Origin of the sequence: Affinirhizobium straminoryzae (genome assembly GCF_007004135.1) — a bacterium.
GTDB lineage: Bacteria > Pseudomonadota > Alphaproteobacteria > Rhizobiales > Rhizobiaceae > Neorhizobium > Neorhizobium straminoryzae.
This window is the reverse complement of the sequence record NZ_VJMG01000056.1, coordinates 1-13,766: the sequence shown is the minus strand read 5'-3', so window position 1 is coordinate 13,766 and position 13,766 is coordinate 1. Positions and strand designations below refer to the sequence as shown.

Annotated in this window: 13 protein-coding genes; 10 read left to right on the top strand and 3 right to left on the bottom strand. The window is 66.5% G+C overall.

What is annotated here, in order from left to right; translation table 11 throughout:
• Window positions 1-324 precede the first annotated feature (324 nt).
• The 4 genes from FNA46_RS18370 to FNA46_RS18355 all read left to right on the top strand — a co-directional run bounded on the left by FNA46_RS18370 (window position 325) and on the right by FNA46_RS18355 (window position 4,607).
• A complete protein-coding gene (locus FNA46_RS18370) occupies window positions 325-1,089 on the top strand; it encodes a class I SAM-dependent methyltransferase (protein WP_246103182.1) in 765 nt (254 codons plus the stop codon).
• 296 nt (window positions 1,090-1,385) lie between these two features.
• Window positions 1,386-3,926 (top strand): heavy metal translocating P-type ATPase, encoded by a 2,541-nt coding sequence (locus FNA46_RS18365; RefSeq protein ID WP_210245898.1) that lies wholly within the window; start codon window positions 1,386-1,388, stop codon window positions 3,924-3,926.
• The gene (gene cueR / locus FNA46_RS18360; protein WP_143126662.1) at window positions 3,923-4,360 is read left to right on the top strand and encodes a Cu(I)-responsive transcriptional regulator; all 438 of its coding nucleotides are present in this window, start codon (window positions 3,923-3,925) and stop codon (window positions 4,358-4,360) included. Before FNA46_RS18365 ends, cueR begins: the two co-directional genes overlap by 4 nt.
• Window positions 4,361-4,403: 43 nt before the next feature.
• On the top strand, window positions 4,404-4,607 hold the full coding sequence (locus FNA46_RS18355) for a heavy-metal-associated domain-containing protein (protein WP_143126661.1): 204 nt from the start codon (window positions 4,404-4,406) through the stop codon (window positions 4,605-4,607).
• A 76-nt stretch (window positions 4,608-4,683) separates the two neighbouring features.
• On the opposite strand, the gene FNA46_RS18350 is transcribed toward FNA46_RS18355, so the two are convergent.
• Window positions 4,684-5,322, bottom strand: coding sequence for an outer membrane protein (locus tag FNA46_RS18350; protein ID WP_143126660.1), 639 nt, complete (start codon window positions 5,320-5,322; stop codon window positions 4,684-4,686).
• 248 nt (window positions 5,323-5,570) lie between these two features.
• Here FNA46_RS18350 and FNA46_RS18345 point away from each other — a divergent pair, with 248 nt between their 5' ends.
• Window positions 5,571-7,067, top strand: a complete 1,497-nt coding sequence (locus FNA46_RS18345; RefSeq protein ID WP_246103180.1) for a protein adenylyltransferase SelO — start codon at window positions 5,571-5,573, stop codon at window positions 7,065-7,067.
• A 36-nt stretch (window positions 7,068-7,103) separates the two neighbouring features.
• Here FNA46_RS18345 and FNA46_RS18340 read toward each other — a convergent pair whose 3' ends face one another.
• Window positions 7,104-7,496, bottom strand: a complete 393-nt coding sequence (locus FNA46_RS18340) for a GFA family protein (protein ID WP_143126658.1) — start codon at window positions 7,494-7,496, stop codon at window positions 7,104-7,106.
• 202 nt (window positions 7,497-7,698) lie between these two features.
• Here FNA46_RS18340 and FNA46_RS18335 point away from each other — a divergent pair, with 202 nt between their 5' ends.
• From FNA46_RS18335 to FNA46_RS18325, 3 genes are all read left to right on the top strand, one after another.
• Window positions 7,699-9,411 (top strand): glycosyltransferase, encoded by a 1,713-nt coding sequence (locus FNA46_RS18335; protein ID WP_143126657.1) that lies wholly within the window; start codon window positions 7,699-7,701, stop codon window positions 9,409-9,411.
• A gap of 238 nt (window positions 9,412-9,649) precedes the next feature.
• Window positions 9,650-10,237 carry a hypothetical protein gene (locus tag FNA46_RS26140; RefSeq protein WP_185969903.1) on the top strand — a complete coding sequence of 196 codons (588 nt, stop codon included), beginning with the start codon at window positions 9,650-9,652 and terminating at the stop codon, window positions 10,235-10,237.
• Window positions 10,131-11,642 (top strand): DNA-packaging protein, encoded by a 1,512-nt coding sequence (locus tag FNA46_RS18325; protein ID WP_246103178.1) that lies wholly within the window; start codon window positions 10,131-10,133, stop codon window positions 11,640-11,642. The genes FNA46_RS26140 and FNA46_RS18325 overlap by 107 nt, the downstream gene beginning before the upstream one ends.
• 205 nt (window positions 11,643-11,847) lie before the next feature.
• On the opposite strand, the gene FNA46_RS26135 is transcribed toward FNA46_RS18325, so the two are convergent.
• Window positions 11,848-11,988 (bottom strand): hypothetical protein, encoded by a 141-nt coding sequence (locus FNA46_RS26135; RefSeq protein WP_185969908.1) that lies wholly within the window; start codon window positions 11,986-11,988, stop codon window positions 11,848-11,850.
• A gap of 322 nt (window positions 11,989-12,310) precedes the next feature.
• On the opposite strand from FNA46_RS26135, the gene FNA46_RS18320 reads away from it, so the two are divergent.
• Both FNA46_RS18320 and FNA46_RS18315 read left to right on the top strand, forming a co-directional pair.
• Window positions 12,311-12,958 carry a hypothetical protein gene (locus tag FNA46_RS18320; protein WP_143126655.1) on the top strand — a complete coding sequence of 216 codons (648 nt, stop codon included), beginning with the start codon at window positions 12,311-12,313 and terminating at the stop codon, window positions 12,956-12,958.
• Between the two features lie 258 nt (window positions 12,959-13,216).
• A partial coding sequence (locus tag FNA46_RS18315; protein ID WP_143126654.1) for a phage portal protein occupies window positions 13,217-13,766 on the top strand: 550 nt, incomplete at its 3' end.

Below are 13,766 nucleotides of genomic sequence, written 5' to 3'. Positions count from 1 at the left end.
GATGACCGTATGGTGATTGCTTCCGCAACATCTCAGATATCCATTGAGAAGTACATAGCAGCGCGGTAAAGACGGCCATCTGTCTCCGAGTTGAGAAGTGTGGCGGTCGCCCGGAACTCGTCGAGGTTGTCTTGTTGATGGCTTGGTAGGTTAATCGCCAAGGAGGCTTTGGGCCGTTTTCTCCCAGCACGATAGATCGATGGCGTTTCCGCTACCATCGTATTAGATCCGACGGTCGCCATTCCCATCCAACCCCACTGCCATCCCCCGGTAATCCCCCACTCCCGCTCCCCCCGAATCTCCTCTATCCTCGCCCGCATGAACATGATCCGGCGGTTTCCCATTCTTGGTGCGGTGCTGGCGCAGGGGCTGGCGGTTGGGCTGGTGCTGGCGCTGCTTCTCCTTCTGCGGCCTCTGCTGCCGGCGGGGGGCTGGTGGTCTTGGGCGGCGGTGGGGGTGCAGGCGCTTTTGGCGGCGGGGCTGACGGTTCTGTTGCGGCTGCCGGTCTGGTGGGTGTGGATCGCGCTTCTGTTTCCGGCAGCGCTCGGGCTGGGGCTGACATTCGGCAGTCTGCCCGCCTGGCCCTTCGGGCTGGCCTTCGTGCTGCTCTATCTCTTCTATTCCAACACGGCGCGCGAGCGGGTGCCGCTTTACCTGACGAACGGGGTCACGGCGGCGGCGCTGGCGGATCTGGCGCGGGAGCGGGGCGTGCGCCATGCCATCGATCTCGGCTCCGGTTTTGGTGGTGTGGTGCGGGCGCTGGCCGGGGAAGAGTGCCGGGCCACTGGGGTGGAAACGGCGCCGATGGCCTTTCTCGTTTCGAAGGCGCTTTCCCGCCTGACCGGGCGCGGAACCATTCTGCGGCAGGATCTGTGGACGACGGATCTGTCGGAGGCCGATCTCGTCTATGCCTTCCTCTCACCCGAACCCATGCCAAGACTGTTTGCCAAGGCGAAAGCCGAGATGAAGCCCGGAAGCCTGCTCGTCTCCAACAGCTTTGCCGTGCCGGACGTAGCGCCGGATGCGGTGTGGGAACTGCCCGACCGGCGCCGAACGCAACTGTTTCTCTATGAAATGGGCAAGGCCTGACGGATCGCATGGGCTGATCCCGTTCGTCTGCGCCCTGCTGGCCTGACCTCGGTGGGGCTGATCCCCATGGGCCGGCCCGCGCCGGCCTGCGCTTTGCGGGCCGGCGGTCTCCAAGGCCTGATCCCCGCGAGAGCTGATCGCGGGCAAGACTTCATCCGGGTCAGGCGGGACCCTGGTCCCTGCGCCGCTTTGTCACCGGTCGATGTTTTTGCCCGCCCTTGACCTTCCCATGATGGGAAGCCCTACATGGGAGAAAGACAGGGATGCCCCATGCGCGTCCCGGAAGGATGGAAGGCATGAACCAGACCGTGACCACCGCCCGGACCCTCGCCGGCGCCGAGCCGCTGATCATTCCGGTGGAGGGCATGAGCTGTGCCTCCTGCGTGCGTCGGGTGGAGCAGGCGGCGGCGAAGGTGCCGGGGGTGGCCTCCAGCGCCGTCAACTTTGCGACCGAAAGCCTGACGGTCGAGCCGGGCGAGGGCTTTTCGGCCGGCCTGCTGGCGGAGGCGATCCGCAAGGCGGGCTACGAGCCGAAGCCGGAGCAGGTGACGCTTGCGCTGCAACGGGTGCCGACGGAGGTCGAGGCCGCGCGGCTTGCGGCAGCGCTTGCGGCGCTGCCCGGCGTCGTCTCCGCGTCGTTTGCGCCGGGGGCGGCCCAAGTGACGGTGGAGGCCTTCGGGCGGGATCTTTCCCGCAGCCTGCGGGCAGTGGTGAAGGGGCAGGGTCTTGCGCCGCAGCCGGCGGCCCCGGTTGCGGCGGGTGGCCATTCCGCGCTGGCGCAGGGGCATGCACAGGAGGAGTCCGGCAGCGCCGGGCCGCATGATCATCACGAAGAGGATGCCGCGCGGCTGAAGCGGGATCTGGCGGTTGCCGTTCTCCTCACCCTGCCGCTCTTCGTGCTGGAGATGGGCGGGCATCTCTATGCGCCCTTCCATCACTGGCTGATGGGGACGGTCGACACCCGGCTTCTCTATTATGGCTATGCGGCGCTCGCCACGGCGGTGATTTTTGGCCCCGGCTTCCGCTTCCTGAAAACCGGGCTGCCGGCGCTTTTTCGCGGTCATCCGGAAATGAATGCGCTGGTGGCGCTCGGCGTGCTCTCGGCCTATGCCTATTCGCTCGTCGCCACCTTCGCGCCGCACCTGCTGCCGGCCGAGGCGCGCTATGTCTATTTTGAGGCGGCAACCGTGATCGTGACGCTGATCCTGGCCGGCCGCCTGATGGAGGCGCGGGCGAGAGGCCGCACGGGGGCTGCCATCCGCCGCCTGCTCGGCCTGCAGGCCAGGACGGCGCGGGTGGAGCGTCATGGCGAGACCGTCGATCTTCCCGCCGAGGCGGTGGAGCCCGGCGACGTGCTGATCGTGCGCCCCGGCGAGCGGATCGCGGTGGATGGCACCGTGCTCGACGGCGCCTCGCACGTGGATGAATCGATGATGACCGGCGAGCCGCTGCCGGTGGAAAAGAAGGCCGGCTCCGCCGTGGTGGGCGGCACGATCAACGGCACCGGCAGTTTCCGCTTCCGGGCCGACAGGGTGGGGGGCGATACGCTGCTTGCCCAGATCATCCGGCTGGTGGAACAGGCGCAGGGCACCAAGCTGCCGATCCAGGCGGTGGTGGACCGGGTGACGGCATGGTTCGTGCCGGCGGTCATGGCTATCTCGCTGCTGACCTTCGGGATCTGGTTGTTCCTCGGCCCTGAACCTGCGCTGCCGCATGCGCTGGTGGCGGCGGTTGCGGTCCTCATCATCGCCTGCCCCTGCGCCATGGGGCTTGCGACGCCGACCTCGATCATGGTCGGCACCGGCCGCGCGGCAGAACGCGGCGTGCTGTTTCGCAAGGGCGATGCGCTGCAGGCCCTGCAGGGCGTGACCATGGTGGTGCTGGACAAGACCGGCACCGTGACGCGCGGCCGCCCCGAACTGACGGATGTGGCGGTGGCCGAGGGCTTTGACGAGGATGCCGTGCTCTCTGCCGTGGCGGCAGTGGAGGCGCGCTCGGAACATCCGGTGGCCGAGGCCATTCTCGCGGCCGTTCAGGCGCGCGGCCTTGCCGTGCCGGCGGCCTCCGGCATTCGGGCCGAGGCGGGATATGGCATCGAGGCGGTCGTCGAGGGCCGCCGTGTCGCCATCGGCGCCGACCGCTTCATGCAAAGGCTCGGCCTGTCGGTTGCGGCGTTTGCCGAGAGGGCCGATGGGCTGGGCCGGGCCGGCAGGACGCCGCTCTATGCGGCGATCGACGGGCGGCTGGCGGCGATCCTCGCCGTCTCCGATCCGCTGAAGCCATCGAGCCGGACGGCGATTGCGCGGCTGAAGGCGCTTGGCCTCAAGGTCGCCATGGTAAGCGGCGACAATGCCCTGACGGCAAGTGCGGTTGCCGCCGAGGTCGGCATCGGGGAGGTGGTGGCCGAGGTGCTGCCGGCCGGAAAGGTGGACGCATTGAAGGCGTTTCAGGCGCGCGGCGAACGGGTGGCCTTCGTTGGCGACGGCATCAACGATGCGCCGGCGCTGGCGGCGGCCGATGTGGGCCTTGCCATCGGCACCGGCACGGATGTGGCCATCGAAAGCGCCGATGTGGTGCTGTCCGCCGGCGATCTGACAGCGGTTGTCGATGCGATTGCGGTCAGCCGCGCGACGCTTGCGAATATCCGCCAGAACCTGTTCTGGGCCTTCGGCTACAATGTGGCGCTGATCCCGCTGGCGGCCGGTGCGCTCTATCCGGCCTTCGGCATCCAGCTGTCGCCGATGATCGGCGCCGGCGCCATGGCGCTCTCCAGCGTCTTCGTGCTGACCAACGCGTTGCGGCTGAAGACGCTCGATCTTTCGGGAGGCATGCGATGAACATCGGACAGGCGGCAGAGGCCTCCGGGGTTTCGGCCAAGATGATCCGCTATTACGAGCAGATCGGGCTGATCAGACCGTCCGCCCGCAGCGACAACAATTACCGCGTCTATGGCGAGGACGAGGTGCATGTGCTGCGCTTCATCAAGCGGGCCCGCTCGCTCGGCTTCTCGCTGGAAGAGACCGAGCGGCTGCTTGCGCTGTGGCAGGACCGCTCGCGCGAGAGTGCTTCGGTGAAGGCGGTGGCGGTGCAGCACATTGCCGACCTGAAGCGCCGCATTGCCGAGATGGAGGGCATGGTGAAGACGCTGTCGCATCTCGCCCATTGCTGCGGCGGCGACGGGCGCCCCGACTGCCCGATCCTCGAGGATCTGGCCGGCCATGTTCCGCCGCCGATACCCGCCGCTTCGCGTTCCCGCCGGCGGGCGCCATGAGCGGCATTGTCGACAATCTGGTATGACTGGAGGAGATGAAAAGATGACCACGTTCCACGTGCCCGACATGACCTGCGGCCATTGCGAGAAGACGGTGAAACAGGCGCTGGACAGGGCGCTGCCGGGCGTTCCCGTCGCGGTCGATCTCGCCGGCCACCGGGTGACCATCGAGGGCGGCGATGCCGGCAAGGCGGAAGCCGCCATCCGTGACGCGGGCTACAGCCCCGAACGGCTGGGACTTGCCTGAGAGACGCCGCAACTGAAAAACCTCTCCCCGCCGGGCGGGGAGAGGCCTCTTGCACAGTCAAACCGTGCAAAGGGGATCAGAACTTCACGCCGATGCCGACATTGACGACATGCTGATCGAAATCGGCATTGATGCCGCTGATGTTCTTGTCGCCGTAATCGTTGTAGCGATATTCCAGACGGCCGAACATCTTCTCGGTGAAGGCGTAGTCGATGCCGCCGCCGATGGTCCAGCCGCTGAAGGTCTTGTCGGAATCGATGCCCGGGCCCTTGACGAAGCCGTTGGTGGCCGTCCAGCCGCCGGCGGCGAAGATCAGCGCGCGGTCCATGGCATAGCCGACGCGGCCACGCACGGAGCCCGACCAGTCGGTGCCGGCGTTGAAGCCGCCCGTATAATCGTTGTCGTTCCAGTCGTAGTTCACGTCGCCTTCGACGCCGAGCACGAAGCCGTTCGACATCTGCCAGTTATAGCCGGCGAATCCGCCGATGCGGCCGCCGTCGAAATCGTCGGAACCGATCGCCGCGCCGCTGAAATCGCCATTGGCCCAGCCGTAGCCGCCGAGCAGACCGACATAGGGGCCGGACCAGGTGAAGGCGGGAACAACCGGTTCCTGGGCGACCGGCGCCTGCGGTGCTTCATAGATCGCATCGGCAGCAAGCGCTGCGGAGGAGGTGGAGATGGCAAGGCCCGTGGCCAGGAGCAGGATTTTCTTCATTGTCTCGTTTCCCTTTCATGAGCAACAGGATCGCATCTAGGGCGTGCGGTTCATATGGCTGTAGCTAATATACAACACAGTATCAGCAATGATTGAAAATGCGGCTTGCCGCGGTGGAAATGCCTGCGGAATGGGCAGGGGCGGGAGCCTCTTTCACCGCTTGCGGTTTGGGGGAGGAGACCCTTATGCTGGCGGTCACGGGATCGCGGGCATGCCGGCGGCACGCCGATCCAGCAAGGAGTAAGATTTTGTTTCCCTTCGATAATTCCTATGCACGCCTGCCGGACCGCTTTTTCGCGTCCGTCTATCCGGAAGCCGTGTCCGGCCCGGTGCTGATCGCCTTCAACGGGGCGCTTGCGAAAAAACTTAGGCTCGACCTTGACGAAACGGATGCCGGGCGTCTTGCGGCAATTTTTTCCGGAAACGTGCTGCCGCCGGGGGCGCAGCCGCTGGCCATGGCCTATGCCGGCCACCAGTTCGGCAATTTCGTGCCGCAGCTGGGGGATGGGCGGGCGATCCTGCTCGGCGAGGTGGTGGATGCCGACGGCGTGCGGCGTGACATCCAGCTGAAGGGGGCGGGCCCGACGCCGTTTTCCCGTCGCGGTGACGGGCGTGCGGCACTCGGGCCGGTGCTCAGGGAATATATCGTGTCCGAAGCCTTTGCGGCGCTTGGCATTCCCGCGACGCGGGCGCTGGCCGCCGTGCTGACGGGCGATCCCGTCTATCGCGAGACCGTGCTGCCCGGCGCCGTCTTCACCCGCGTCGCGGCAAGCCATGTGCGGGTCGGCACGTTTCAGTATTTTGCGGCCCGCGGCGATCACGAGGCGGTGCAACAGCTGGTGGATTACGTGATCGCCCGGCACTATCCCGATCTGGAGGGGGCGGAGAAACCGGCCCTTGCCCTGTTGCAGCGGGTGGCGGCGCGGCAGGCGGAACTGATTGCAAGGTGGATGGGGGTCGGCTTCATCCACGGTGTGATGAACACCGACAACATGACGATCTCCGGCGAAACGATCGATTTCGGCCCTTGCGCCTTTCTCGATGAATACGACCACATGAAGGTGTTTTCCTCGATCGACCAGCAGGGACGCTATGCCTATCGCAACCAGCCGGGCATCGGCCAGTGGAACATGGCGCGGCTGGCGGAATGCCTGCTGCCGCTGCTGGACGCCGACGAGGAGCGGGCGGTGGAGGCGGCGAACGCCGTGCTGAAGGCCTTTGGCGAACAGTTCCAGGCGGCGTGGATTGCCGTCTTCCGCCAAAAACTGGGGCTTTTCACCGAGGAGCCCGGCGATGGTGAGCTGGCGCAGACGCTGCTGGCCGCCATGCAGGAGGGGCGCGCCGATTTTACCCTGACCTTCCGCCGGCTTGCCAAACTGGCGGAAGCGGAGGCTGCCGGCGGCGAGACGCGCCTTGCCGCCGAGGCATCCTTCGTGGAAGGTTTTGCGCCCTGGCAGAAGGCGGAGGCCTGGCTGCCGCTGTGGCGCGAACGGCTGGGCCGCCAGCCGGCAGGCGAGGGGGCGGCAAGCCCGGCCGCCCTGATGCGTGCCGCCAACCCGGCGCTCATTCCCCGCAACCACCGCATCGAGGAGGCGATTGTGGCCGCGACCGAGGGTGATCTTGCCCCCTTCCAGCGCCTGCTGGAGGCCGTCTCCGATCCCTACAACGACCGCCCGGAGTTTGCCGACTACACGCAGGCGCCGAAGGACGAGGAACGGGTGCTGCGGACCTTTTGCGGGACGTGAGAGACGAAACCGCGCCTTGCCGGCCGGCGGTCGGTTCTATGGCTCCGACCGGCTGCTGGATTCGCGATTGCCGGGATAGGATTTCAGGCCGGGAAACGCGGGCAGGAAGGCCTCGCGGCGGATGGTCCAGAGTTCGTAGGTGGGCGCAACCTGGTTCGGCTGGTCGAGCGAGCCGAGGTTGATCTCCACCTCATCGCCGGTTCGGGCAAAGACCGGCGATCCGCAATGCGGGCAGAAGAAGCGGCCGGCATAGCTGCCGGTCTCCCCTTCGACTGCGACGGCCTTCTGCGGGAAGATCGCCGAGGCATGAAACAACGCGCCGTGATGCTTGCGGCAATCGAGGCAGTGACAGAGGCCGACGCGATAGGGCGCGCCGCTGGCCACGAACCGCACCCGGCCGCACAGGCACCCGCCTTCGAACTGATGCATTGATCGTCTCCTTCTCCTGTTTCCATCTCAATCGCAGGCGACCGGTTTTGTTTCAACAAAGACCGCAGGCGCCGGGGAACGGCGGAGCGCGGCACGTGAGAAACGGTGAAAATATTGACAAAATATCGGAATTCGCCTTATGGCGGGACAAGGCGTCGATGAACGGCGCATCGACCTATCTGCCCGATCCGGATGAAGAATTGTGACGTCTGCCTGCGGTATCCCCCGGATCATTCACCAGACCTGGAAGACGCGCAAGGTGCCGGAGGATATGGGCGATCCGCAAAGCTGGATCGCGCATAATCCAGGCTGGGAATACCGGTTCTGGACCGACGACGATCTTCTGGCGTTCTTTAAACAGGAAAGGCCGGATCTTCTCGATCTCTACCTGTCCTATGCCCGGCCGGTTCAACGGGCGGATCTTGCCCGCTATTGCATCCTTCAACGGTTCGGCGGCCTCTATGCCGATGTCGATACGCGCTGTCTTGCCTCGCTGGAGCCGCTTGCGGGGGATCCGCGGGTAATCCTGTGCGAGGAGCCGGCGCGCCACTGGCAGCCGGCGCTGGTGCGCGGGCTCGACCGCCTGTGGTTCAACGGCACGATGGCAAGCCCGCCGGGGCATCCGTTCTGGGACATGGTGACCGATCTCTGCCGCCGGATGGCGGAGCGCCGGCACGGCGATGTTCTGGAAACGACCGGGCCGCTGGTTCTGACGGCAGCCGTGCGCGACTATGCCGATCCCGATGGTCTGGCGCTGAATGCCTGCGGCCTGTTTGCCGATATCGATGTGCATGGCAAGCCCTCCGGCGGTGCGCGCCACGGACCCTATGGGCACCTGACGCTTTCCACCCATCTGTGGAAGGGCAGCTGGTATCCGCGCAGCCGCCAGCACTGGTGGCCGCGCAAGGTGGCGCGTCTGCGGCAGCTGGGCGACCGCCTGTTCGGCGGCCCGCGCCTTGACCCGGAGCGCATGCTTGCGGGGCTCGACAGGGCGCGGCTGCAGCGCGCACCGCAAAAAGCCTCCGATGACGATCATCTGCTCGTGCTCGTTCCCATGGGCAAGGCCGAGCCACAGCTATTGCGCTTTTGCGAAGGCCTGCTGGCGCTCGGCCATCCGCGTGAACGGCTGCATCTTTGGTTCGGGCAGGTCGGCGGCCGTGACGAGATCTCCGATGTGCTCGAGACCTTCATCGCGCGACATGGCAGCCGGTTCGCGTCGGCGGGCATCGTCAGGACCGGTCGCAGGTCTTATGGGCCGGTGCGGGGCAGACGCGGCGCGCTGGCAAGGCTGGCGGCTACCCGTAACGCGCTGCTGGCGCAGACGCTGACGGATCGCCATGACCGGGTGCTGTGGATCGGCACCGGCGTCACGGACTATCCGCCGGACATCGTGGCGCGGCTGAGGGCAGCCGGGGGGCGGATCGCGGTGCCGCATGCCGTGCACGACCACGGCGGGCCAAGCGCCGACGCGGGCTCCTTTCTGACGATCGCCGAGCCGACGCGCGCGGATTTCTACGGCCATGTGCGCCAAGGGCTGCTGCAGCCGCCGCGCCGCGGGACTTTCCGCCGTCATCTGGACGATCTGCGCTACCTGGACACGGTGCCGCTGCACGGCGTGGGCGGGGCGATGCTGATGGTCGATGCCGATTGCCACCGGGCCGGCCTGCTGTTTCCCGAGCGGCCCTACCGCCACCTGATCGACACCGAAGGTTTTGGCCTTCTGGCGCGGGATGCGGGCGTGATCCCGCTCGGCCTGCCGCAGCTGGAGATCCGGGTTGCGGCGCCGGATCGACTGCACGCGCCTGCGGACGCCACCCGGTTGCACGGGCACGGTGGCGGGGCGGAGCATCCGGTTTCGGCAGCGGTGGGAATTTCCGCCGCCGCCGCCGCGCGTTCGGAAAATGCAGCGATATAGGAAAATAATCCTTGACGGCGTGACGGCGCTGTGACATGATCTCTGCATAGTCGAAGAATTGCGACTGGCGGCGACGCCGGTGCGATAACTTCCAGTCTGCGGCCTCACGGTTCTGTCACGAACCTGGGGCCGTTTTTTTATCCGGACATGCAAGGCGGGACTTTTTGCGCGCGGGACACATCCCGGCGTGGCGGAGCCTTTGGATGAAGGAAAGGCCCGGCGGGACAGGGAGAGACGCATGGATGGCTTGGAAAAGATCGATGTGTCGCTGTTCGGTCTGTTCGCTTTGGCACCGGATCAGGGGCTGGCGGACGAGGCCGATGCGGTGCTGCTGGAATTGAAATCGGCGGATGCGGAGGCGGGCACCGAAGATCTGCGGCTGCTGCTGAACGAGATGACGCGCGAGATGCGGGCGCAGTTCCTCGCCTTCCGTGCCCTGCGCGCCGAGGCCGAACGGCAGGCGGCCGAGGGCGACGAGGCAGCCCAGAAGCTGGCGCGCGCCGACCTGAAGGCGGCGACCGATGCCATGTCGCTGATCGTCAGGACACTGGAAAAGGTGGACAGCCTGCAGCGGCAGATCTCCCGCGACCGCGCGGAAGAGGCCGAAAGGCGGGCCGAGGAAACCGGATTTGAGGAGGCGCTGCGCGATGTCCGGCAGCTTATCGAGGCACGGGCAACGGAACTGTTCCGGCGCTGGCAGATGGACGGCAAACAGGACGATGACGGCGCTTTCCGCCCTGTCGACGGCGGCCACGGTGCGGCTGGGGCCGGACCGCCCGTCGCAGGCCACCCAGACGGCACTGATGTCAGCAAAAACGGTGCTTGAGGAGTTTTCCGGCGGCATGAGGCATGTTGGCGAGGACCGGAAGGCCGAAGGCACGGCATCTGGCGCGGGTGGTGCACGGCACGGTGCGGCGCAGACTTCGGCATTGGTTGCGCCTGTCCCTGATACGCTGGCGCCAGACCGGCAGCGGAGCGCCCTCGAACTGCCGGAGCGGGTGGTGCGTCAGGCCGGGCGTCTCTGCCGCAGCTGGACGCTTGCAGGGCGCGCCGAGCAGAAGCCGCCAGCCGGCGACTGGCGCACCTGGCTGGTGATGGGCGGGCGCGGCTCCGGCAAGACACGCGCCGGCGCCGAATGGGTTCATGGGCTTGCAACGGCATCTCCCCGCTCCGACCTGCGCATTGCGCTGGTTGCGGAAACGCTGGGCGATGCCCGCGAGGTGATGATCGATGGCGTCTCCGGCATTTGCCGGATTGCCGGGCGGCTTGCGCCGGATTTCGAGATTTCCCGCCGCCGGCTGGTCTGGCCGACCGGGGCGGTGGCCCAGATCTTTTCCTCGGAGGATCCGGAAAGCCTGCGCGGGCCGCAGTTTCACTTCGCCTGGTGCGACGAGCTGGCGAAGTGGAAGCATGCGGAAGACACCTTTGACATGCTGCAGTTCGGCCTTCGGCTGGGGACCGCACCGCGCCAACTGGTGACGACGACACCGCGGCCGGTGCCGGTGCTGAAGCGGCTGATCGCCGATCCCGCCACACGGCTGGTGAAGATTGCCACCCGCGACAATGCCGAGCATCTGGCGCCGGGCTTTCTCACCGCGCTGGAGGAGCGGTATCGCGGAACGCGGCTCGGCCGGCAGGAACTGGAGGGCGAACTGATCGAGGACCGCAGCGACGGGCTGTGGAAGCGTGCCGATCTGGAGGCGCTGGTCATCCGCTTTGCCGGGGCCCTTCGGCGCATCGTGGTGGCGGTCGATCCGCCCTCCGGGCAGGGCGCAACATCCTGCTGCGGCATCGTGGTGGCCGGGCTTGAAACGGGCGGGCGGGCGGTGGTGCTGGCCGATTGCTCGGTCGAGGGCTTGAGCCCCGCCGGCTGGGCGCAGGCGGTGGTGAAAGCCTTCCGTCGCTTCGCCGCCGACCGGGTGGTGGCCGAGGTGAACCAGGGCGGCGAGATGGTGGCGGCGATGCTGCGCAGCGTCGACGAGACCCTGCCGCTGACGCAGGTGCGGGCCACGCGTGGAAAATATCTGCGGGCCGAGCCGGTGGCGGCGCTTTACGAGCAGGGACGGGTGGCCCATGCCGGCCGCTTCGTGGAACTGGAAGACCAGATGTGCGATTTCGGCCCCGATGGGCTGTCCGGTGGGCGCTCTCCGGACCGGCTCGATGCGCTGGTCTGGGCGCTGACGGCGCTGCTGCTGGAGGGGCAGGCGGAGCCGCGTGTTCGTGGGCTTTAATGGGGCGCTTGTGTCAGAAACAACACGTCCCGCCTCGTGGGCCGGCGCGTTTCGTGCAGATGCCAGGGAGCGTTGACAAGCGTTAGCCGCGGCGGCGCCCGGCGATTATCCGGCTGCCTTGCCGCGACAGGGACGATGGCTGTTCACGAGGCCAGGCATAAGGCGCAGAGGCAGGGCCTGCCTCCGGCCGGGAACGAAAAGGGGATCAGCGGGCCTTGGCCGGGGTGGGTGCTGCATCGCGCATCTGCTTCCACTCGGATTCCAGGCGCTCGACCAAATGCTGGGGGATCTGCTGCTTCGGGGTCGTGGCATTGGCGGCGGCGGTCACGGGCTGCTGCATGATCATGATCTCCTTCCAGAGAGGGCCAGAGGTGGTCCAAGCGTTGCGGGTGCAATAACATCCCCGTGATCGTTTGGTTCCACAGCGTTAGCGGAAAGTAAAGAGGGCGCCCGGCGTCTAAACCGATTAGCTAAATTTAAAATCGATTGAAGGGCTTGGCGGCATGGTGCGATGCAGCATCCCGGCCGGATTTTGTGCGGAAACAGGACTTTCAAGTAAAAGGCAAGAATAAAGCGCGTGCATTGCGCCTTGGCTGTGGCATCATAAGGCTGCGGCAGGGGACGGCCGTCTGTCGGGGCATGAGGCCAAGCAGAAAGAGAGGGAATTCATGATCAATACGGTGTTTTTCTTCGATCAGGTGACGCAAAAGCTGTTCGCCAAGGGCATGACGCCTGCCCAGGGCGACGGGCTGGAGGCGATCATCACCTATTGGCTGAAAAGCCACGCCGACGAAGACGACCGCTGGCTGGCCTATGCACTCGCCACCGCCTATCATGAGACGGGTGCGGCCATGCAGCCGGTGCAGGAAAACCTCAATTATCGCGCAGAAGGGCTGCTGAAGGTGTTTCCGAAGTATTTTTCGCCGGCCGATGCGCAGGCCTGCCAGCGCAACCCGCAAAAGATCGCCAATCGGGCCTATGCCAATCGCATGGGAAATGGCGACGAGGCCAGCGGTGATGGCTGGCGCTATCGCGGGCGCGGTCTGGTGCAGATCACCGGCCGCAACAATTACCGCACCTATGGCATCGAGAACGATCCGGACAAGGCGCTCGAAGACGATGTGGCCGTGCACATCCTGTTCGATGGTATGATTCATGGTCGCTTCACCGGCAAGAAACTGGCCGATTTCTTCAACGGATCAGTGGAGGACTGGCGCGGGGCGCGCCAGATCATCAACCGCCTGGACCGGGCCGATGACATCGCGGCCTATGCGCGGACGTTCTACGCGGCGATCAGCTATACCAAGGCTGCCTGAGCGGCAATCGGCGCTGAAACCCTTCGGGCGGGCGTCCTGTCGCCTGCCCGGATGCGCGCCTCCGCGACGGCCTGTTGCGAACGGCCACATGACCGTGCGGGCATTCCGGATGCATGCGTGTGCTCCTCTTTCCTTTCCGGGAGGCTGGACGTCGACCGTCACCTTCGGGATTCCTGAACTCTGAACCTCTGCGCGCCATGCCATCCGCCCCTCGGGCGGAGGTTTTTGCCCTGCGCGCCCTGCAAAGGATCGCTGCCCATGAAGATGCCTTTTCGCCTGCCGCGGCGTGCTGCGGCGGAACGCCTTGCCACGGCCCTGCCTGCCGGCTCCCTGCGGGAGCCCGGTCGCGGTTCGGAGCGCAAGGCGCAGACGGCCGGTCTCGCCATCCTCTCCGGCGAGGGGGCCGCACACTGGTCCGGCCGCTCCTATGCGGCGCTGGCGCGGGCCGGCATGATGCGCAATCCCGTGGTCTACCGGTCGATCCGCATGATTGCCGAAGCCGCCGCATCGGTGCCTTGGCTGGCCTATGGCGGGGAGCGGGAGCTGTCGGCGCATCCGGCGCTCACGCTGATGGCGCGGCCCAACCCGCGCATGGCGGGGCCCGATTTCCTGGAGGCGCTGTTCGGCCATCTGCTGCTCTCCGGCAATGCCTATGTCGAGGGACTGTCGGTGGCCGGTCCGGTGCGGGAACTGCATCTGCTGAGGCCCGACCGGGTGAGCGTGGTGGCGGGCGCCGATGGCTGGCCGCTGGCCTATGACTACCGGGTCGGCGGCATGGTGCGCCGGCTGCCGGCGCTGGGCGATGGCG

Bases quoted from the DNA above. Each gene is read 5' to 3' on its own strand.
- FNA46_RS18370 (WP_246103182.1), top strand. From the start codon at position 325: ATGATCCGGCGGTTTCCCATTCTTGGTGCGGTGCTGGCGCAGGGGCTG.
- FNA46_RS18365 (WP_210245898.1), top strand. From the start codon at position 1,386: ATGAACCAGACCGTGACCACCGCCCGGACCCTCGCCGGCGCCGAGCCG.
- cueR (WP_143126662.1), top strand. From the start codon at position 3,923: ATGAACATCGGACAGGCGGCAGAGGCCTCCGGGGTTTCGGCCAAGATG.
- FNA46_RS18355 (WP_143126661.1), top strand. From the start codon at position 4,404: ATGACCACGTTCCACGTGCCCGACATGACCTGCGGCCATTGCGAGAAG.
- FNA46_RS18350 (WP_143126660.1), bottom strand. From the start codon at position 5,322: ATGAAGAAAATCCTGCTCCTGGCCACGGGCCTTGCCATCTCCACCTCC.
- FNA46_RS18340 (WP_143126658.1), bottom strand. From the start codon at position 7,496: ATGCATCAGTTCGAAGGCGGGTGCCTGTGCGGCCGGGTGCGGTTCGTG.
- FNA46_RS26140 (WP_185969903.1), top strand. From the start codon at position 9,650: ATGGATGGCTTGGAAAAGATCGATGTGTCGCTGTTCGGTCTGTTCGCT.
- FNA46_RS18325 (WP_246103178.1), top strand. From the start codon at position 10,131: ATGACGGCGCTTTCCGCCCTGTCGACGGCGGCCACGGTGCGGCTGGGG.
- FNA46_RS26135 (WP_185969908.1), bottom strand. From the start codon at position 11,988: ATGATCATGCAGCAGCCCGTGACCGCCGCCGCCAATGCCACGACCCCG.
- FNA46_RS18320 (WP_143126655.1), top strand. From the start codon at position 12,311: ATGATCAATACGGTGTTTTTCTTCGATCAGGTGACGCAAAAGCTGTTC.